The sequence below is a fragment of the Paenibacillus sp. FSL K6-4396 genome, from assembly GCF_038002525.1.
Classification (GTDB): domain Bacteria; phylum Bacillota; class Bacilli; order Paenibacillales; family Paenibacillaceae; genus Paenibacillus; species Paenibacillus amylolyticus_B.
Genome location: NZ_JBBOCR010000001.1, coordinates 3,419,547 through 3,439,276 on the forward strand (window position 1 = coordinate 3,419,547; position 19,730 = coordinate 3,439,276).

15 protein-coding genes are annotated in these 19,730 nt (G+C 46.2%); 14 read left to right on the forward strand and 1 reads right to left on the reverse strand.

The genetic code is table 11. From position 1 onward, the window contains the following. The first annotated feature begins 3 nt into the window (after positions 1-3). The 9 genes from MHB85_RS14885 to MHB85_RS14925 all read left to right on the forward strand — a co-directional run bounded on the left by MHB85_RS14885 (position 4) and on the right by MHB85_RS14925 (position 12,837). Complete coding sequence (locus MHB85_RS14885) at positions 4-2,580, forward strand: DUF5696 domain-containing protein (RefSeq protein ID WP_341073163.1); 2,577 nt, start codon at positions 4-6, stop codon at positions 2,578-2,580. A 53-nt stretch (positions 2,581-2,633) separates the two neighbouring features. After that, the gene (locus MHB85_RS14890) at positions 2,634-3,479 is read left to right on the forward strand and encodes a carbohydrate ABC transporter permease (protein ID WP_091016283.1); all 846 of its coding nucleotides are present in this window, start codon (positions 2,634-2,636) and stop codon (positions 3,477-3,479) included. Positions 3,480-3,496: 17 nt separating this feature from the next. Then, positions 3,497-4,444 (forward strand): carbohydrate ABC transporter permease, encoded by a 948-nt coding sequence (locus MHB85_RS14895; protein ID WP_105598719.1) that lies wholly within the window; start codon positions 3,497-3,499, stop codon positions 4,442-4,444. A gap of 58 nt (positions 4,445-4,502) precedes the next feature. Then, positions 4,503-4,637 (forward strand): hypothetical protein, encoded by a 135-nt coding sequence (locus tag MHB85_RS14900; protein ID WP_256704251.1) that lies wholly within the window; start codon positions 4,503-4,505, stop codon positions 4,635-4,637. A gap of 82 nt (positions 4,638-4,719) precedes the next feature. Then, positions 4,720-6,426 carry an RICIN domain-containing protein gene (locus MHB85_RS14905; RefSeq protein WP_105598720.1) on the forward strand — a complete coding sequence of 569 codons (1,707 nt, stop codon included), beginning with the start codon at positions 4,720-4,722 and terminating at the stop codon, positions 6,424-6,426. A gap of 293 nt (positions 6,427-6,719) precedes the next feature. Further along, a complete protein-coding gene (locus tag MHB85_RS14910) occupies positions 6,720-9,071 on the forward strand; it encodes a helix-turn-helix domain-containing protein (RefSeq protein ID WP_105598721.1) in 2,352 nt (783 codons plus the stop codon). A 275-nt stretch (positions 9,072-9,346) separates the two neighbouring features. Further along, positions 9,347-10,201, forward strand: coding sequence for an ABC transporter permease (locus MHB85_RS14915; RefSeq protein WP_036671100.1), 855 nt, complete (start codon positions 9,347-9,349; stop codon positions 10,199-10,201). Between the two features lie 27 nt (positions 10,202-10,228). Beyond that, on the forward strand, positions 10,229-11,158 hold the full coding sequence (locus tag MHB85_RS14920; protein WP_091030502.1) for a carbohydrate ABC transporter permease: 930 nt from the start codon (positions 10,229-10,231) through the stop codon (positions 11,156-11,158). Positions 11,159-11,178: 20 nt separating this feature from the next. After that, positions 11,179-12,837, forward strand: a complete 1,659-nt coding sequence (locus MHB85_RS14925; RefSeq protein ID WP_105598722.1) for an ABC transporter substrate-binding protein — start codon at positions 11,179-11,181, stop codon at positions 12,835-12,837. 222 nt (positions 12,838-13,059) lie between these two features. On the opposite strand, the gene MHB85_RS14930 is transcribed toward MHB85_RS14925, so the two are convergent. Beyond that, positions 13,060-14,202 (reverse strand): glycosyl hydrolase family 8, encoded by a 1,143-nt coding sequence (locus MHB85_RS14930; RefSeq protein WP_105598723.1) that lies wholly within the window; start codon positions 14,200-14,202, stop codon positions 13,060-13,062. A gap of 289 nt (positions 14,203-14,491) precedes the next feature. Here MHB85_RS14930 and MHB85_RS14935 point away from each other — a divergent pair, with 289 nt between their 5' ends. The 5 genes from MHB85_RS14935 to MHB85_RS14955 all read left to right on the forward strand — a co-directional run bounded on the left by MHB85_RS14935 (position 14,492) and on the right by MHB85_RS14955 (position 19,730). Next, on the forward strand, positions 14,492-15,775 hold the full coding sequence (locus tag MHB85_RS14935) for an SGNH/GDSL hydrolase family protein (protein ID WP_091016271.1): 1,284 nt from the start codon (positions 14,492-14,494) through the stop codon (positions 15,773-15,775). Between the two features lie 41 nt (positions 15,776-15,816). Next, the gene (locus MHB85_RS14940) at positions 15,817-16,590 is read left to right on the forward strand and encodes an alpha/beta hydrolase (RefSeq protein ID WP_105598724.1); all 774 of its coding nucleotides are present in this window, start codon (positions 15,817-15,819) and stop codon (positions 16,588-16,590) included. A gap of 71 nt (positions 16,591-16,661) precedes the next feature. Further along, complete coding sequence (locus tag MHB85_RS14945) at positions 16,662-17,297, forward strand: glycoside hydrolase family 11 protein (protein WP_091016268.1); 636 nt, start codon at positions 16,662-16,664, stop codon at positions 17,295-17,297. A gap of 133 nt (positions 17,298-17,430) precedes the next feature. After that, positions 17,431-18,270, forward strand: coding sequence for a formylglycine-generating enzyme family protein (locus MHB85_RS14950; protein ID WP_105598725.1), 840 nt, complete (start codon positions 17,431-17,433; stop codon positions 18,268-18,270). A gap of 344 nt (positions 18,271-18,614) precedes the next feature. Continuing rightward, the gene (locus MHB85_RS14955; protein WP_091016265.1) at positions 18,615-19,730 is read left to right on the forward strand and encodes a response regulator transcription factor; all 1,116 of its coding nucleotides are present in this window, start codon (positions 18,615-18,617) and stop codon (positions 19,728-19,730) included.

Sequence of the window (19,730 nt, forward strand, 5' to 3'; positions counted from 1 at the left end):
GTTATGAATTATACCGTAGCCAAAAAAATAACAGGAATGCTGCTCGCGGGAAGTCTGCTTCTTGGCGGTTGTCAATTCTCGCCAACACCGCCCGCTCACGAGACAGTGACTGCCGCAGATCCGACGGACTTTCCCTCCCTGCCTCCCGGAGAGAAACTGAAATCATCTTTCAGCGATGTCCGCCTTCCCGGCATGGTAGGCATTGCGCAGAATGCTGCGCTGCAGTTGTTCATTAACGAAGAGACTGCCGAGATTGCAGTGATTCACACGCAGAGCGGCCAGATCTGGCGCAGCAATCCTGCAAATCGTGAGCAGGATGGGGTTGCAGCCGGGATAAACAAAGACCTTTTGTCATCACAAACGAAGCTCAGCTTCTTCAACAGCCTCGGACAGAGCAGCACCGTGAATTCTTTCACGGATAGTGTTGCACACAAGCAGATAAGCTACGAGGTGCTGCCAAGCGGCGTGCGGGTCCACTACCAGTTTGGAAGCACTGAGCGATCCATAGAAGACTTGCCGATGAAGATCAGCAAGGAGCGATTTGAACAAAAGCTGCTTGCACAGCTAGACAAGGCCGGGCAACGGGCCTTGAAGGTCGGTTATGCGGAAGACAAGGATGAAGGCGCTTACGTCCGGATTGATAAGGCGATGCAAGGATTGCAATTGTCCCGAGCCTTGAAAGCTTTTGACACAGCCGGTTACACATCGGAGGATCTGGCTCAGGATCACGCCGAGTTTGGCATTGAAGAGGAACGAAGTGGACCACGGCTGTTTATGCTTACGATGGAATATGAGCTGGATGGAGAGGATCTGCTCGTGCGTGTTCCGTCCTCAGGCATTCATTTTCCGGAGGAATATCCGATCAACAGCATATCTGTAATGGATTATTTCGGGGCCGGGGGTACAGAAGAAGAGGGATCCATACTGGTGCCGGACGGTTCGGGAGCGCTGATCCATTTTAACAATGGCAAGCTGCAGTATCCTGCCTATCAACAAGACATATACGGACCGGATATGACCATGAAACTGCGGGAAGCAAGTTCAAATGAAGCCAGAGCCAGGTTGCCGGTATTTGGACTGATTCGGAAAGAGGGGGCTTTCCTGGGCATTATTGAACAAGGGGATGCCGTCGCAGTTGTGAATGCCGATATCAGCGGTAAGCTGAACAGCTACAACAACGTATATCCCAGCTTCTATGTAGTGAACAAGAGCGATGTGACGCTTCAGGCAAGTGATATGGTCCGTACACTTCCGAAATTCCAGAAGAAACCGACGGTGTCCGACTTTGTCGTTCGATATGCTTTTGTGGGGGCGGATAAGGCCTCGTACTCAGGGCTTGCATCTCTCTATCGGGATTATCTGATGCAAAACGGCGGACTTCCCGAGTTGAACGCCAGCAAGGAGCAGAGTAACGTTCCCTTTTATCTGCAACTGTTCGGCGGCATGACAACAAGGCAGCATATGCTGGGCATACCGTATGATTCAACGGAGGCTTTGACCACGTTTGATGAAGCCAAAAACATTCTCTCCTCCTTGACGGAGAAGAAGGTATCCAATATTCAGGTGCGCTATGCGGGATGGCTTAACGGCGGACTTCATCATCGACTGCCGGATTCCATCCAAGTAGACGGCGCCATAGGCGGGAAAAAGGGATTGCGGGAATTCAGCGCATACACACAAGAAGCGGGCATCGGTTTCTATCCCGATATCGCTCTGCTGAATGTGCAATCCAAAAAAGGGTTTAAACCGTCCAAAGAAGCTTCGCGCACATTAACTCAGGAACCGGCGGTCTTGTATCCGATGAACCAGGCCATCCAGAGGCGGGACCGGGATCGTTCACCATCCTATGTGCTTTCGCCCAACAAGCTGGAGGACGTGACGGCAGACATGTTAGATGAGCTGAGGTCCCTTCAAAAGGATGGACTGTCGCTAAGCCTGAATGATCTGGCAGCTCAGTTAAACAGCGATATGAATCCGAAAAAGCTGGTGGACCGAACACAAGCGCTTGGCTCCGTAAAGAAGGCACTTGAACAGATCGGGCAGCAGGCTGGCTCGCTTGTTGCTGAAGGTGGGAACGCTTATGCCCTGCCGTATGTAACTGGTCTGACAGATGCGCCGATGACCAGCAGTCGTTTCAAGCTGGAGGATGAAGAGATTCCGTTCTATCAGCTCGTTGTACACGGCAGCATCGGTTATACGGGGACGCCATACAATCTCTCCACATACACCAATGCAAGGCAATATGTGCTGAAGCTGATTGAATATGGAGCCAGTCCTTACTTTGCATGGTTCAATGCGCCAAACCATGTTGTGAAAGAAACGGATTATGATGATCTCTACGCGGCGAATTATGAACAATGGATCGATCTGGCTGCCGAGATCTACAACGAGGTGAACCAGGTGAACCAACCGTTTGCCGGACGTTCCATGATATCTCATGAATCCCTGGAGGAGGGCGTCTTCCGGACAACATATGAAGGTGGCGGGTTCGTAATCGTCAATTATAACGACTTCCCTGTAGAAGTTGACAACGATACAGTGGAAGCCCAAAGCTATGTGACTGGTGGTGAGCAGCTCTGAAGACGCTCCTGAAATGGAAATGGGGAAGTCGTACGTATGCTCAGCAGAAAGCCATGTGGGGCGTAATCTACGTGCTTCCTTGGCTCATTGGTTTTGTGTTGTTTTTCTTCATTCCGCTGTTAGCCTCTCTGCGATACAGCATGAGTACAATTCAAGCTAATGCTGAAGGCATAGCGATTCAGTTCAACGGTGTTGCCAATTACATTCAGGCGCTGACCGTCAATACAAGCTTTAACCGTGCGTTAATTGAGGCGATCACAGACGTACTCATCAACGTACCGCTTATCGTTATATTCAGTCTGTTCCTTGCCGTCATCCTGAATCAGAAGTTCAGGGGCCGGGCTGTAGCGCGGTCGATCTTTTTCCTGCCCGTTATTCTGGCATCGGGAGTGATTATGACACTGGAGAGCACCAGCCTGATTGACGCGGTTAATCAGAGCAGCACAGGTGGAAGCTCACTTGGGACATTTGAACTCGAAAATCTGATGGTTAACGCCGGAGTGAGCGATTGGATCGTCACATATCTGAGCAGCGCCGTAGATCGGATCTATCAGATCGTCAGTCAATCCGGTGTACAAATTTTGATCTTTTTGGCAGGGATCCAGACGATTTCCCCTCAACTGTATGAGGCTTCGAAGATGGAAGGGGCGACGGGTTATGAAGCCTTTTGGAAAATTACGTTCCCGATGGTCAGCCCGCTTATTTTTGTCAATGCGATCTATACCATCATTGATTCATTTGCCAATAACGCCATGACGGAACTGATCCGGGATACCGGCTTCGTCAAATTTGACTTTGGATTAAGTTCTGCCATGGCATGGGTCTACTTTCTGGCCATTGCCATCATTCTGGTTATCGTAAACATCATTTTCTCGAAGCGAGTCTTCTATCAAGATTAGAAAGGAGGGTGTCCCACGTGACAACATCACGATTATTATCGCTGGAGCATTGGAAAGGCTGGCTGTGGGCCATGATCCGATTCGTTCTGATTACCGGGCTTTCCTTCGTTATCCTGTTTCCCATATTTCAGAAGGTTTCCACATCCATCAAAGCTAAAGGTGATCTGTATTCGGCAGTGGTGGTATGGATTCCACAGAACTTCTCCATCGACAATTTCAAAGAGGCGATACGCGTAATGGATTACTGGGCAACGCTGTTCAATACGTTTGCCCTGTCTGCAACGACTACACTGCTGACTACAGCATCCTGTGCACTTGCAGGATACGGATTCGCCAGACTGAAATTCAGGGGAAGCAACTGGCTGTTTGCTGGTGTAATTCTGACGATTCTTGTGCCGCCAACGACCATTCTCATTCCGGTATACCTGAATCTGAAAAGCTTTGACCTGATGGGGCTTATGACGCTTATAGCCGGAAAACCTGTTAATTTGCTTAATACCTATTGGCCGTTTATTCTGACGGCGATTACGGCCAATTCACTTAAAGCCGGTTTGTATATCTTTATCTTCCGGCAATTCTTCAGAGGTATTCCGAAGGAAGTGGAGGAGGCGGCCTATGTGGACGGCGCGGGCATCGGGCGAACATTTTCAAGAATCATGCTGCCCAATGCCATTCCGTCCATGGTAACAGTCATGCTGTTTTCCTTCGTATGGCAGTGGAACGACAGCTTCTATACGACGACTTATCTGACTTCAAGTAAAGTCATGTCGACTCAGTTATCGTCCCTTCCGTATAATCTGGCCCAGCAGGTTACTGACGGTGCAGCTTCCCAGGCCGATCCGTTCTATCTGAGCATGATCCAGGATACAGGAATTCTTCTTGCCATTCTGCCTTTGATCGTCATCTATTTGTTTGTTCAACGATATTTCGTAGAGAGTGTGGAGCGTACGGGAATCGTCGGTTAAGTTAAGTTCTTATGTACGTTTGGAGTGGGATCAGACTGGAAGAGGGAGGAGGAACATCATGCAACATTCCATCTGTGAAAAGGGGGCATGTAACGATCTCATGAACGTCTGCTCACAGCAGAACCGCGATCCTTCCCTGCGCAGGATCCCCCTGCTGGTGTGGAACGGGCTGCGGGAGCGGGCGCCGACCTGAGCGATCTGTTTAATCAGAGACACTCTGACGGAGCTTACCTCGCGTTATTGCAAGGCAATATATCAGATCAGGAGGAATTATAGTGAAGAAGTTCATGATATCTTGTAAACTTGTACTCATTCTCGCTTTATTGATCACAATTGCTCCATGGGGAGGCAGCCGCGCCGAAGCATGGGTAGGCATGCCGATGGGCAAGCTGCACGTAAACGGCAAAAACCTGGTGAACAGCAACAACCAGCCTGTGCTACTGAACGGTTGGCATCAACCTTCAGGTGCCTACTGGACATATCAGGACAGCAATTATTATCTCAATCTGCACGGTAATAACCGTCATGCAGCTACACTGGCTTATCTGAAAGACATTACCGATACTTTTGCGGACACCAGCGCGAAGTACGGAAGCAATCATGGCTGGAATATGAATCAGGTACGTCTGTTCATCGATCGTCAGGACATGGGAGATGTGGCTGCTGGTACATATAACTTTGCCGGTGTGCAGACCGTTACGCAAAATGTAATTATTCCGTACATTCAATATGCTAAAACAAAAGGTGTCTATGTTGTCCTGGGACTGGACTTCACATTGAAGGATGATCAGGCAACAACCCCTGCCAACCTGCAAAAATTCAACGAAATCTGGGGTTATCTCGCTTCACGTCCGGAGATCAAAAGTGCAGACAACGTTCACTTCGAACTGATCAACGAACCGGTGAAATCCTATGCCAATGGACATTGGGGTGGATACAACGGGGAAAATGACTTTGTGGATCACTGGAATGACTTGCGTAATTTCCAAAATTCCATGATTTCAACAATTCGCAGCAAAGGTGCGGACAATGTCATCTGGGCGGCAGGTCTGGGATACAACCAATTTTACAGCTTGACGGCAAGCCATCCATTGACTGATCCGCTCAATAACTATGGATATGCGGTTCACTGGTACCCTGGTTATGGCGCATATGACAACTTCTCTATCCTGCAAGACCAGTGGAATACCAACGTGAAGGCAGCCGCTGACAAATATCCGATTAATATTACCGAGGTAACCTGGTTCAAAAACAAACCTGGCGATTCGGCCTATTGGAACTTGTTTAATGGCAGCAATGAAGGGTTTGGCACCAATACCAAAACGATTTTCAACGCAGCAGGCAATGTCAGCATTGCAGCTCATATGAACGGATTCATTCTAAGTGAAGGACCACGAAGCTCCTTTGCCGACCCAACGGCTGGACTGAAATGGGATGGGGATGCTTCACGGAGTGCCATGGGACGATTCCTGTTCAACTGGTACCATGAACGTGCCCAGACTTATCCGGGCAGTGGACAAGGTGGCGGACCGACAACGGGTCTTGTATCCGGTGCAACTTATAAAATCGTAGCCCGGCATTCCAACAAAGTTGTTGATGTTCCTGGTGGTCAAAATGAAAATAATCTTCAGCTCCAACAGTGGAGCGATCTGGGCGGTAACCCTCAGAAGTGGGTTCTGACTTCGATCGGTAACGGCAACTATACACTGACAAGTGTGAACTCGCCGGACAAAGTCATCGACATTCGCAACGGTACCCTCACCAATGGGGAAGCGGTTCAACTCATGAGCAATCTGAACACAACCGCTCAGCATTTTAAGGTCAACGATCTTGGTAACGGGTACTGGAGTATCATCAACGTGAACAGCAATAAAGCGATTGAAGTGGCAAACGCTTCCACTTCGGATGGAGCCAAGCTGCAGCAGAACACCTACACAGGTGCTACAAACCAACAATGGAAATTTGTTGCCGTTAGCAATTAATAAGGTTAATGTTAAACAAAAACCTTCCCAAGTCATTCCATGTCTTGGGAAGGTTTTTTGCGTTTATTTTTAATACTTTGGGAATGAGACCATGCGAAGGTAAAATACAACTATATTTGTGCGTCAACCCGCAGAGTGACAATTATTTTCATGCAAGCATTGTACACTGCAGTATGTAAATGTACCATAAGGAAGAAGTTGTACCTTCACCAGGAAGAAATGCCCGGTGTATCATTGAACAGCTACCTTATCACAGAGAAATGTAAGCGCTTGATAAAAAAGGGAGGGTACATATGCAGCTCCTATGGTCCAAATTTTCACCCGTGTTCCGCCGATTCCTCATTTCGTATCTTGTCATTCTAATGATTCCTCAAATTGCGGGATATGCCTCTTACCGAGCTTCCATTGAAGCAGCCCGTTCCAGCTCCATTGAGAACAGTTTGAAGTCGCTGAGTCTTGGCAAAGAGATCATTGAGCGAAATCTTCTTCAAGTCGAAGCTTTTACCAGACAGCTTGCCGTCAATCCCGATTTGCAAAATTTAATTGCTGGCCCAAAGCCGCATGATCTCTACAATGTCTACGGTATGAACCGCATGCAGCGGAGCCTCTCCATGTACAGCAGTACCAATGATTACTTGTCTCATTTCTTCATTCACATTCCGAACTACAATGCCATCATCACACCAAGAACTGTGTATTATCGTCCAGAGCATTATTATGCTGCCAATCAGCTGGACGGTATGTCGTTTGAACAATGGCATGACCAAATTCTCAAACAACCACACTTTAATGAAATCATACCGCTTCGAAACTATAAACGTGAAATACTGGGCACTGTGCTTGCAGACGTTCCCGCCATTACGTTTCTGCAATCTCTGCCTTTGAACAGCTTCAACAAACCGCAAGCGACGATTGGTGTCATGATTGATCAGGATCAGATGGCAAGCCTTACTCAAAATATTGTGGATCAATATGGCGGCTGGACTCTCGTCACCGATGCGGAAGGGCAGATCATTTTCTCCCTTGGCATTGAACAGGCCGAGGCTGAGCAAATGGCACAGAATCATCGGAGAGAAGGTAACACTGGGGAAACGGAGCTGAACGTGCAGAATGTACAGCCTGGAAGTGATGGTCGGCTGCTGATATCGATACAGTCCAGTCAAAATGGATGGAATTACATGGCAGGGATTCCGGAGAAAGCACTCATGACAAAAGCGGACCAAATCAAACAAGTCACGCTGGTCTTTACTTTGGCAACCATTGCCTTGGGACTGTTATTCGGGCTGTTTCTGGCCTATCGGAATAGTGCACCCGTTTACAGATTGTTGGCCTCTTTTCGGGAACAAATCACCGATTCTCCAGGCAGACGGGGCAATGAATATGATTTTTTGGCAAGCCATATTAACAATCTGATTGCTAATAATGACTCACTTAAAAACGCCATGAATGAGCAGATTCCGTTGTTGAGAGACGGTTTTATCAAACGTTTGTTAACCGGAGAAGTCTATACCTCACTTGAGTTGGAGGTTATCTCATCCCAGGCGCACATTTCTCTTCATAGCAGCAAGGGCTTGGCAGGCTTAGTGAAGGTAAACGGATATGCCAATCCGGACAGTGAAGAAACTATCCATGAACTGGGTGTTGCAAGGCTGCTTATCAAACAAGTACTTACAGAATGGAATGCGCAGCTGCTGATCACGGATTGGGGAACAGACCAGATCGCTTTTGCCTGTCCATTGGATGAGAACTCACTGAATGAAGCTATAGGGATATGTGAAAAAGAGCTGAACACCTTGATGGAAGTGATCTACCGGGAGCATCGGATATCCACAACAATTGGCACAGGTGCAGCTTACGAGGTCTGGAATGATGCGGGTCGCTCTTTTGACGAAGCCAAACAAGCTCTGGATTATGCCATTCATATGGGAACAGATCATCTGGTGAGATTTGAAGATACGATGAAGGAAAATGAAATGTACTATTATCCGATTGAGTCTGAACAGCGCCTGCTGAACACGATCAAAGTCGGTGAGCCTGAAGAGGCGATACGCATTCTGGAGCAATTGTTTCTTCGTAATTTAGAGGAGCGGGAACTGTCCTACGAGATGACGCAGCAGTTCATCATGGAGCTGAAGGGGACTTTTCTGAAGCTGGACGAACCAAAATTCAAGCTGGATGCCTCCCTGCTGGAGGAATATAAATCTCGGGTGACATCCATTCAGATGACAGAAACGATTACCTCGCTGCGGGCAAAATTCAAACAGTTAACAGAAGACATCTGCGGTGACTTCCAGAGAAGAAGAGCAGGAGCACATGCGGATACTGTAAGCGAAATGATTTGTTTTATCCAACATAATTATGGGGATGCAAACTTGACGATCTATCGGATTGCCGAGCACATGAGCAAGTCCGAGAAGTTTATATCCCAACTGTTCAAAGAACATACAGGAGAGAATCTTTCCGATTATGTAGAACGGGTACGCATTGATGCTGCCTCGAACTTGTTGCACTCTACTGGTCAGACTATTGACGAGATAGCGGAAGCCACCGGGTATAATAGTGCACATTCATTCCGCCGAGCTTTCAAGCGGGTACGCGGCATTTCTCCGAGTGTATTTCGGAAAATGGACGTTCATAGCGGTTAATGTAGGCTGTTTCTCGGGAACTATATTCGCTTTTTGTACTTTCTCAGCATAACTGTACCTTTACGCATCCCCAGCGTAATCTTATGATTACTCAAAAAGTAAGCGCTACCAAGTCGAGTTGCAGTTCAGCACGATTTGGAGCCAAGAATGGGGGGATGATTCTGAGAACCACAATGACCAGTGAATCAAAGTCCGTGGAGAAACCAAGTAAACCGTTTGCCTTGAAGCAAGCATTATCCAGAAGCTGGAGGCGACATTGGCAGCTGTATCTGCTGATCCTGCCACCGATTGCTTACTTTATTATTTTCAAGTATGTACCCATGGTGAATGCGGTCCTGGCATTTAAAGATTACAACGTCATCAAGGGGATCTGGGGCAGTCCGTGGGCCGGAACCAAGTATTTCGAATTACTTTTTAAAAATCCGGCGTTTGTCATGCTAATCAAGAACACGCTCTACATTTCGTTTTACAGCCTGATCGTTGGTTTCCCGATTCCTATATTACTCGCACTCGCGCTGAACGAAATCAAAAACATACGATTCAAAAAAACGGTGCAAATGGTGACGTATGCTCCATATTTCATTTCTACCGTTGTTATGGTCTCCATCATTATGCTCTTTCTGTCTCCTAGGCTGGGTATTGTCAACACGATTGCAGGTGCCCTTGGTTTCGAAGCAGTGAATTTTCTCGGTGAGCCCGGGCTGTTTCGATCCATCTACGTTTTCTCCGATGTGTGGCAGGGAATGGGGTACTCCGCTGTGATATATCTGGCCGCTCTGGCAGGTGTTGATCCGTCCCTGTATGAAGCCGCCAAAGTGGATGGAGCCAACCGAATACAGAAAATCATTAATGTTGATCTGCCTGGACTACTTCCGGCAGCCGTCATCATTCTGATCCTGAGTGTAGGGAATATCATGGCTGTTGGGTTTGAAAAAATATATTTGCTGCAAAATCCGCTCAACCTGTCTGCTTCGGAGATCATCTCCACGTATGTCTATAAAATAGGATTGCTGAATGCCAATTACAGCTTCGCTACTGCGGTTGGCCTGTTCAACTCGGTGATTAACCTGATTTTGCTATTAATCGTAAACGCGGTCGCCAAGCGACTGTCCAATACAAGCTTATGGTAACGGGAGCGAAAGGAGGAGAAGCAACCCATGCCTAACACACAGACAAATGCAGGACGTTCGCGGATCAAGAGCAGCAGTACGATTCGTGAATCCTGGGGGGACCGCGTATTTATAACGGTTGTTTATTTCATGCTGACAGTTGTGCTGATTGCCGTGCTGTATCCCTTGATATATATTGTGAGTTCTTCGCTCAGCAGCCCTGCTGCCGTCTCCTCGGGAAAAGTCTGGTTGTGGCCCATTGACCTGACGTTTGACGGTTACAAGTCTGTATTGCGGAATGATCAAGTCCTTACCGGCTATGCTAATTCCCTTTTCTATACAGCCTGCGGCACCTTCATCAGCGTGGCACTGACCATCATGATTGCTTATCCATTATCCAAAAAAACGTTTGTTGGTCGCAGTTCGTTAATGATGTTTATTACCTTCACCATGCTGTTCTCGGGCGGTTTGATTCCTACCTATCTGGTGGTCAAAACCATGGGACTGATTGATACCCGCTGGGCGTTGCTGATTCCCAATGCCGTCTGGGTATGGCAAGTCATCATTGCCCGTACCTTTTTTCAGAATTCGATACCGGAAGAATTGTCCGAAGCAGCAGACATCGATGGCTGCAGTGACATCCGGTTTATCTTCAGTATTATCCTGCCACTCGCCAAACCGATTATCGCCGTATTGTCACTTATGTACGCAGTCGGTCAGTGGAATGCATACTTTGACGCCCTCATCTATCTGAAATCACAGTCGCTCTATCCGCTACAGCTGATATTGCGCAGTATTCTTATTCTGAACAGCAGTACGGGGAACATGGATGCATCGGAAATGATCAAACAGCAGCAGATGGCTGAACTCATGAAGTACTCGTTAATTGTGATGGCCAGTTTGCCTGTGCTAATTATCTATCCTTTTGTTCAACGGTATTTCGTGCAAGGCATGTTGATTGGCTCAGTCAAAGGATAAGTTCATTTTTTCTATTATTCATGAGGGAGAGGATTATATTGAAAAAAGCGGGATTCATCATTCTTGCCTGTATGCTGTTTACCTCGTTGGTACTTGCCGGATGTTCAAGTTCTGATAAGGGGAACGGGGAAGGCAGCGCCCCGTCAGGCAAGACAGTTATTAATGTGTTTGCTCACCAGGGCTCGGATACCAACCTGTCCACTAACAAATTCACGAAGAAAATGGAAGAGAAGTTTGATATTCAGTTTAACTGGACCACGGTTCCATTCGACGGTGCAGCGGAGAAAAGACAGATTTCCCTGGCTTCCGGTGATTATCCGGACTTGTATCTGCTCATCCCTTGGGTAGATCGTTTCTCCCAGACAGACTTGTTGAAGTTTGGTCAGCAGGGGGTTATTTTGCCGCTGAATGATCTGATTGAGGAGCATGCTCCCAATATTAAAAAAGTGCTTGAAAGCAATGACTATTATCGGGCCATGAACACTGCTCCCGACGGAAATATCTATGGTCTGACGGGTCTGAATGAATGTTTTCACTGTTCATACCCGAACAAGATGTGGGTCAACACCAAATGGATGGAACAACTGGGCCTGACCGAACCCACGACGACAGAAGAATTTAAGGAAATGCTTCGGGCATTTAAAACGAAAGACCCGAACGGGAACGGTAAAGCCGACGAAGTACCGCTAAGCGGTTCGACTGAAAATTTTGGTGTGCACATTATTCCGTACTTGATGAACGGTTTTATCTATGACGACGATCGGAATTATCTCATTGTCAATCAGGGGAAAGTGGAGACCGTAGTGAACAAACCGGAGTGGAAAGAAGGGCTTGCCTATATTAAATCCCTGTACGATGAAGGGTTGATTGATCCAGGGGCATTTACCCAAAACGTGGGGGCCTTCAAAAAAATTGGCGATAACGCTGATGCACAGCTTCTTGGTGCGGGAGCAGCGATGCATCCATCGTTATTCGTAACGACTGCGGAAGGTTCACCTTACGGAAATGATTACAATCCCATCCCTCCATTGAAGGGACCCCATGCTGCTTATGCTACGTACAACTATCCAATTGATCCCGGAGCGTCCTTTGTACTGACAAACAAAGCCAGTGAGGCAACGCAGATCGCGGCCATAAAGCTGCTGGATTATATCTATACCCAGGAAGGAACCATGGCATCATATCTGGGAGAAGAGGGCGTAAGCTGGCGCAAACCACAAGAAGGAGAAGTGGCGCTCAATGATCAGATTGAGCCGTTATATAAAGCCATTCCGCTTCCTTCTGGAGAAGAACCTCGTAATGACAGTTGGGCTGCATTGAGTCAGTACAATCATTATCAGGCATATCGGGACTCCGAAGTACAGGGGACAGACATCTATGCCAATGATGGTGGTGAGCGACGTCTCTATGAGGCGACATTGTTAATGGAGGGCAAGGAACCAAAAGAGATTTTCCCTCATTGGGCATTGTGGGTAGATCCGTCCCAAGCTGATGAAGCCAGCATGATGCAGACCAATCTCAAGGATTACATCGATCAGAACGCCCTGCAATTTATTACAGGCGCCAAAAGTCTGGATAAGGATTGGGATGAATATGTGAAAGGTCTGGAGGGACTGAACATTAATCGATATCTGGAGATCATGCAGTCTTCCTATGATACTTCTTCTGTTTCCAAATAATTAAAGTATCTGAATTATATCCAGTCAGAGCGGGAAAAGGTACTGCCTGTATTTGCACAACCAAACGTTCCCGGTTCGCAGTCAACATATGCGAGCCGGGAACGTTTTTTAATTGATATAGATTATCGTTATATCATTGCATTCTTCTTAGAATTCTGTGATTGAACCTGTCCTGCAAGCCAAACGTTCACAGGACAGGTTCAACGGCTCGTACACATTCCCTTAGTACATGCGATATCTTCCGCTTAGAGCCAGCATGCTGAAAAAATACAGGCAATTGTCGTAATAACGTCGCTCACCCTGACGCAGAGGTGTGTTCCAGAACTTACGAACGAATGTGTCAGCATGTGGACCGTCCGCAGCAAGTGAAGCCATGGCATTGGTAGCCAGCAAACCTACAGGATGCAGTGAAGGTTCGTCGAAAGGTTCACCTTCTATTGTATAACGACGATAATCGGACATTTCAATCTCACTGAAGAAGGATTGAATCCGGTTGGATTGCTCGATCTGCCAGTGATCCTTGCGGAACCATTCCCAGTCCAGCGCAATATTTGCAGCAGTACGATATGCATCACTGTAAAAATGCCTGAAATCCCCATGTGGCTGTATTGGAGCCGGAGAGCCGTCATAATTCGCATATTCAGGTGAAAGTCCTGTTACGGGATGGCAAGCTGTATGCAGGTAAGCCCGACTAGCGGCCGCCGCTTCATTCCAAAAAGCCTGATCTTCTTCATCCGCATATTTCGCGAATAGTTCATAAAAATGAGGCAGATGGTAGGACGGATCGCTAAACGGTGTTTCTGGAATGAATTTGATCAGTTTTGTTTCCGGGTCCCACATGGGGTCACCTTCGCCGTCTTCGCCCTGATGTATACATGCACGAAGGATTTTGCGGGCTTGTGCCTTGTAATCATAAGGTTCAGCGCCATCGCCCCAGCGGTTAGAGGCGAAAAAAAGCGCCATGGCAAAAAACTCCTCACCATCAGGAGCAGGACCTTGTGAGAGTCTGGTTCCGTCAGGCTTGCAATGCCAAGCGAAGTAATCTTTGTATCGACCCTCGGTATGCTGCATAAACGTGTGGGAGAAATTCCAGATTCGATTAAATTCTTCCTTTTTGTCCATCTGAACAGCCATCATCATGCCATAAGACATGCCTTCGGAGCGAACATCGAGATTACCGGTGTCCAGCAAATAACCCTTGTCCTCACCCATGGGGTAATATATTCGAGTATTTTCATCGCCATAAAACAGCTCGTTCCATGTTTCTTCCAATCTGTTCGTGATCTCATTCTCATCGTAACCTAGCTTCGAAAACAGATTTGTATATGTACCCGTATCCCACGCGCCTTGACCCGTGATATTCATGTGTCTCCTCCTTCATCAATGCGGTTTTTCAAAATTATAACATGGAAACAGTATACAAATTAAAGCGTTTACATGAAAAATTATAGGTGTTCTAATTTGCATGTGATTGTAGTCGAATTAAAATGATATAGTGGTGGAAATCCTATAATTTGTCAGGTTGTTGTAAAATTATGTAAGGGATACACTTTGGGGGAAGGATCACACTTGATCCAATCATAGTCAAGCTGTGATCCTTTAAATGCTGTTTGAGGATGATCAGAATCTAGCCGAAAGGATGTGATGGTGATTTATGCTCCAGGATTCAGAAGATGCAGGTGAAAACACGGAATTCACTGCACCGCGCGATCCAGTCGGAGTGACAGCGTCAGCAGTCAAACCCGCAATTGATTTTGAATCACATGGATATCGCGACATGATTGGCCGATCTCTTCTGAACAAAGGGAATAATGTCAGATTAAAACGAGCCATTGAGAAGGCAAAAAACGGTGAACCTGTCGTTATCGCTTATATTGGAGGCTCCATTACCCATGGTGCTGGTGCAGTACCTATTCATCTCCAAAGTTACGCTTATCGGTCGTATGAGTCGTTCAAGTTTATGTTTGCGCTTTCAAAAGATAGTCCGATTCATCTGATTAAAGCAGGTGTGGGTGGAACTCCTTCAGAACTGGGGATTGTACGTTATGATCGTGATGTGCTGAGGGGAGGTGCCGTTCAGCCGGATATTGTCATAATCGAATTCGCAGTCAATGACGCAGATGATGAAACCCAAGGTAAATGTTACGAGAGTCTGGTACTCAAAGCACTTACTGCCGATAACAAGCCAGCGGTCATCTTGTTATTCAGTGTATTCGAAAATGACTGGAATCTACAGGATCGCCTCGCTCCGGTAGGCTGGCATTATGATCTGCCAATGGTAAGTGTGAAAGATGCTGTCGTAGATCAGTTCAACAAGACAAAAGGTGAAGGCAACGTTATTTCCAAAAAGCAATTTTTCCATGATATATATCATCCAACTAACATAGGGCATCGAATTATGGCCGATTGTTTGGAATATTTGTTCGACGTGACGAATCGTTCTGAGTGGGATGAGAAAGATCATGATATTGAAAAAACTCCGCTAATTGGAAATGAATTTGTTCATGTGAAGCTATTGGATCGGAAAAACGGCAATAGTATTGCCCGAATCAATGCAGGCTCTTTTTGTAAAACGGACACGGATCTGCAGATGGCTGAGATGGATGCTCATGACTATGGTACACCTCAGTTCCCCAACAACTGGATGCGTACAGGAGAGGGAAAAGAGGATCAGAGCAGCTTTCGTATAAGTTTGCAGTGCAAACGCCTCATTCTGATCTTCAAGGATTCGGGTAACGATGAATTCGGAACTGCACATATCAAGGTAGATGGGGTATTCGTCCAAAAAGTCGATCCGCGTCAAGTGAACTGGACCCATTGCCATGCCACACTTCTGCTTAACGAAGAGCATGTGGGGGAGCACTCCATAGAGATCGAAATGGCGGAAGGTCATGAACATAAATGCTTCACTATTCTGGGTTTTGGCTATGTGGATTAACTGAAGATTGATAGTCACTCATATGTTCGGAGGAAAAGAGAATGGAATTGATCTCACCAGCAGTAACGGGATATGACCAGTATCGGGAGAATATACCACGTGGAGTCATGGAGATGGTAGAGTATCCTTCCACCACGGTTGGCAATTCCCGTAAAGCGATGGTGTACACCCCACCAGAATTTTCTTCGACAACGATGTATCCTGTACTTTTTCTTTTGCATGGTATTGGTGGAGATGAAACCGAATGGCATACTCATGGTTCTCCCCAAATTATTCTCGATAATCTGTACAACGATAACTTGCTTGAGCCGATGGTTATTGTTTTCCCCAACGGTCGCGCAATGTCGAATGACCGAGCTGAAGGAGACCTGTTTGAACCTGAGAAAATCAAAGCATTTAAACGGTTTGAATCCGATCTGCTCAACGATTTGATACCTTACATGGAATTGAACTACCCTTTGCATAAAAGCCGGGATAAAAGGGCGATTGCTGGTTTATCCATGGGTGGAGGTCAATCCTTAAATATCGGATTAAGTAATCTAGACCATTTTTCATGGATCGGTGCTTTCTCCGCAGCCCCAAACACCAGAAGTCCGGAGCTACTTGTCCCTGATCTTTCGAAAGCGCCTTCATTACTCTCGCTGTTATGGATCTCTTGCGGTGAACAGGACAATCTTATAGAGATTAGTCTTGGGGTTCACCAATATTTGGCGCAACACGGAGTACCTCACATTTGGCATGAAGAAAGTGGAGGACATGATTGGCCCGTATGGAAGAACGATCTGTATCTGTTTTCGCAACGTCTTTTCAAGTGAATTTGCTGACGAACATTCATATCGGATTGTAGCATCAACCAAATCTATTAAAATATCAGGAGGTATTATCTATGTTCAAATTTAGCAAAAAATTGTTAACCGTTGTTCTTGCAGCTTCCATGAGTTTTGGTGTCTTCGCAGCAACATCGAGCGCAGCAACAGATTATTGGCAAAATTGGACAGATGGCGGAGGAACGGTCAACGCCGTGAATGGATCGGGCGGGAATTACAGCGTGAATTGGCAAAATACCGGGAACTTTGTTGTCGGGAAAGGGTGGACATACGGTACACCTAATCGAGTAGTCAATTACAATGCTGGTGTATTTTCTCCATCAGGTAACGGATATCTGACCTTCTATGGCTGGACAAGAGGCGCACTCATTGAATACTACGTGGTGGATAGCTGGGGAACATATCGTCCGACTGGCACGTACAAGGGCTCAATGACTAGTGATGGTGGCACATATGACATCTATACAACGATGAGATACAATGCACCTTCCATTGATGGTACGCAAACCTTCCCTCAGTATTGGAGTGTTAGACAGTCCAAGAGACCAACCGGAGTCAATTCTACCATCACGTTCAGTAATCATGTGAATGCATGGGCGAGCAAAGGGATGTACTTAGGCAACAGCTGGTCCTATCAGGTGATGGCAACGGAAGGTTATCAAAGCAGCGGAAGCGCAAACGTGACGGTTTGGTAAAAATGATGTGATGCAGTTCAACTTCTGCAACTGCATTTGAATTCAATTTTCCGGTAGCGTTGAGTAACGTTTTTCTCCAGACTAACGGACCTTGACGTTGCCGGATTTAAGCTTAGTAAAGGAGAATAACTGAATGAGGAAGCTGGTATGGTTAACTTTAATCGCTATAGTTGTTAGTCTAAGTGCTTGTTCAGTAAGTAATACCAAATTAAACGATGACTTGGTATTCGTCGAAGGGGGAGCCTTCAAGAGCAATAAGCCGAGTCAGATTGATAGGAATGAAACGCTGGATTCCTTCTATATTGGCAAATACGAAGTAACTCAAAAAGAATGGATGGAGGTTATGGGGGAAAACCCTTCTGGCTTCAAGGGAGATGACCTGCCTGTTGAAATGGTCAGCTGGTATGACGCAGTGGAATACTGTAATCAAAAAAGTATAAAAGAAAACCTGAAACCTTATTACAATATAGATAAAGACAACCAGGACACGAATAATCACAATGAAAACGACAATATAAAATGGACTGTAACGATCAACGAGGACGCCAACGGTTACCGCTTACCCACAGAGGCAGAATGGGAATACGCTGCAAGCGGAGGTCAAAAGAGCTTAAATTACACATACAGCGGAAGTAATAATCCTGATGAAGTTGCTTGGTACTGGGTAAATGCCGGCGACAACATTCTGACGGGTGACTGGAGCTGGCCCGCTATTGAGAGCAACCGTAATCAAACCAAAAAAGTCGGAACTCAGAAGGCGAATGAGTTAGGAATCTATGATATGTCTGGGAATGTGAGAGAATGGTGCTGGGACTGGTACAGTGATTCGGAGAGTCCCGATCAATCCTGGCGAGTTGTGAAAGGTGGAGGCTGGATTGGCGGTGTCAATAACAATGAGATATCATTCCGAGGCAAATTTGATGCAAATGGTTTTGGTCCCGATCAAGGATTCCGTATTGTACGTGGAGAATAAAATGCCCTGCTTGTTAGTGGATTACTTCTGAACTCGACCTATAATTTGTCGGGTGAAAACCTATAGTTTATCAGGTTGTTGTACCAAAATGTAAGCGTTACACTTGTATTGTCATCCCGGCGCTTCGTTATAATCGGAGCGTTCTTATAGTTAGTTCGGTCTGATAGAACCATTTTTATGTTATTGATTAATGACGAGGAGACTGGTAGAAATTTCATTCTACAAGTTGTGCGAGCAGACAACAATCCTGCTGTTGTTCTGCTGTTTAGCGTTTTCAGAACAACTGGAATCTACCTATAGATAAAATACATGCAGCTGATCAAGGATAAAAGAGAGGTGAGCTAATGTACAAGGTCATTGTCGCGGATGATGAGCCGTTTATGCTAGAAGGATGGAGAACGATGATTGACTGGGGAGCTTGTGGATATGAACTCTGCGGGACGGCCACGGATGGGGAGGAAGCACTTGCTTTGTTCAACTCGGTTGAACCGGATCTTGTCGTCACTGATATTCAAATGCCTGTTATGGATGGTCTCGGTTTGATTCACACCTTGCGAGAAGATCTCGCTTATACCTCTAAAATTGTTATCGTTACAGGATACTCCGATTTTAATTACGCGAAGCAAGCCATACGGTATCAGGTCGATCAGTATGTGCTTAAACCTCTTGTTCCCGAGGAAATTCATCAAATCCTTATGGAAATGATTGAACCTCTGGACAAACGCAGAAATGAGCAAAAACAGCAAAATGGAGTCATGGTTACAGATGAAGCCTATGAAAATCATCTTAATGAATATCGAATAAGCGAAGAATATGATTTAGAGCAAATGATGAACATCTCCAAAGAGATCTTGGGGTTGATTGAAGCAGAGAACACGTATTCCATCGATATTGCAGTGAGTGGACTGTTAGAGAAGAGTGAGAAAGCAGAGGTTTCGTTGGAATGGATACATCATGTCATTCGATATATCCATGGGGAGTTGCTACGAAAATATGGGAAAAGAGAGGGTTGCAGAGAAATACTATGTGAAAAAGAATGGCATGAGGCTGCGAGTTGGTCTTCCGGCACATTGCAAGACCTGTGTGTTCGACTGTCCAAGCAACTTTCCCAATCTGAATCGAAGCAAAAGACGGGTACGGGAGGACTGGTTGCAGAAGCAGTGAATGAATTGAAGCAACACTATCGAAGTAAAATTAAATTACAAGATGTAGCTAATCGTATTCACGTGAATTCTGCCTACCTGGGTCAACAGTTCAAGCGGGAGATGGGGGTCAGTTTCAGTGACTATGTGCACCAGCTTCGTGTTGAGGAGGCCCGTAAACTCCTGCGACGTACCAATATGAAGATCACTGACATTGCATTCAGGCTAGGATATCATGATGCTGAATATTTCACCCAAAAGTTCAGAGCGCATACAGGGGAACTTCCGTCAGTCTATAAAAACAAAAACCAAGGGTGA

Bases quoted from the DNA above. Each gene is read 5' to 3' on its own strand.
- MHB85_RS14885 (WP_341073163.1), top strand. From the start codon at position 4: ATGAATTATACCGTAGCCAAAAAAATAACAGGAATGCTGCTCGCGGGA.
- MHB85_RS14890 (WP_091016283.1), top strand. From the start codon at position 2,634: ATGTGGGGCGTAATCTACGTGCTTCCTTGGCTCATTGGTTTTGTGTTG.
- MHB85_RS14900 (WP_256704251.1), top strand. From the start codon at position 4,503: ATGCAACATTCCATCTGTGAAAAGGGGGCATGTAACGATCTCATGAAC.
- MHB85_RS14910 (WP_105598721.1), top strand. From the start codon at position 6,720: ATGCAGCTCCTATGGTCCAAATTTTCACCCGTGTTCCGCCGATTCCTC.
- MHB85_RS14920 (WP_091030502.1), top strand. From the start codon at position 10,229: ATGCCTAACACACAGACAAATGCAGGACGTTCGCGGATCAAGAGCAGC.
- MHB85_RS14925 (WP_105598722.1), top strand. From the start codon at position 11,179: ATGAGGGAGAGGATTATATTGAAAAAAGCGGGATTCATCATTCTTGCC.
- MHB85_RS14930 (WP_105598723.1), bottom strand. From the start codon at position 14,202: ATGAATATCACGGGTCAAGGCGCGTGGGATACGGGTACATATACAAAT.
- MHB85_RS14935 (WP_091016271.1), top strand. From the start codon at position 14,492: ATGCTCCAGGATTCAGAAGATGCAGGTGAAAACACGGAATTCACTGCA.
- MHB85_RS14940 (WP_105598724.1), top strand. From the start codon at position 15,817: ATGGAATTGATCTCACCAGCAGTAACGGGATATGACCAGTATCGGGAG.
- MHB85_RS14945 (WP_091016268.1), top strand. From the start codon at position 16,662: ATGTTCAAATTTAGCAAAAAATTGTTAACCGTTGTTCTTGCAGCTTCC.
- MHB85_RS14950 (WP_105598725.1), top strand. From the start codon at position 17,431: ATGAGGAAGCTGGTATGGTTAACTTTAATCGCTATAGTTGTTAGTCTA.
- MHB85_RS14955 (WP_091016265.1), top strand. From the start codon at position 18,615: ATGTACAAGGTCATTGTCGCGGATGATGAGCCGTTTATGCTAGAAGGA.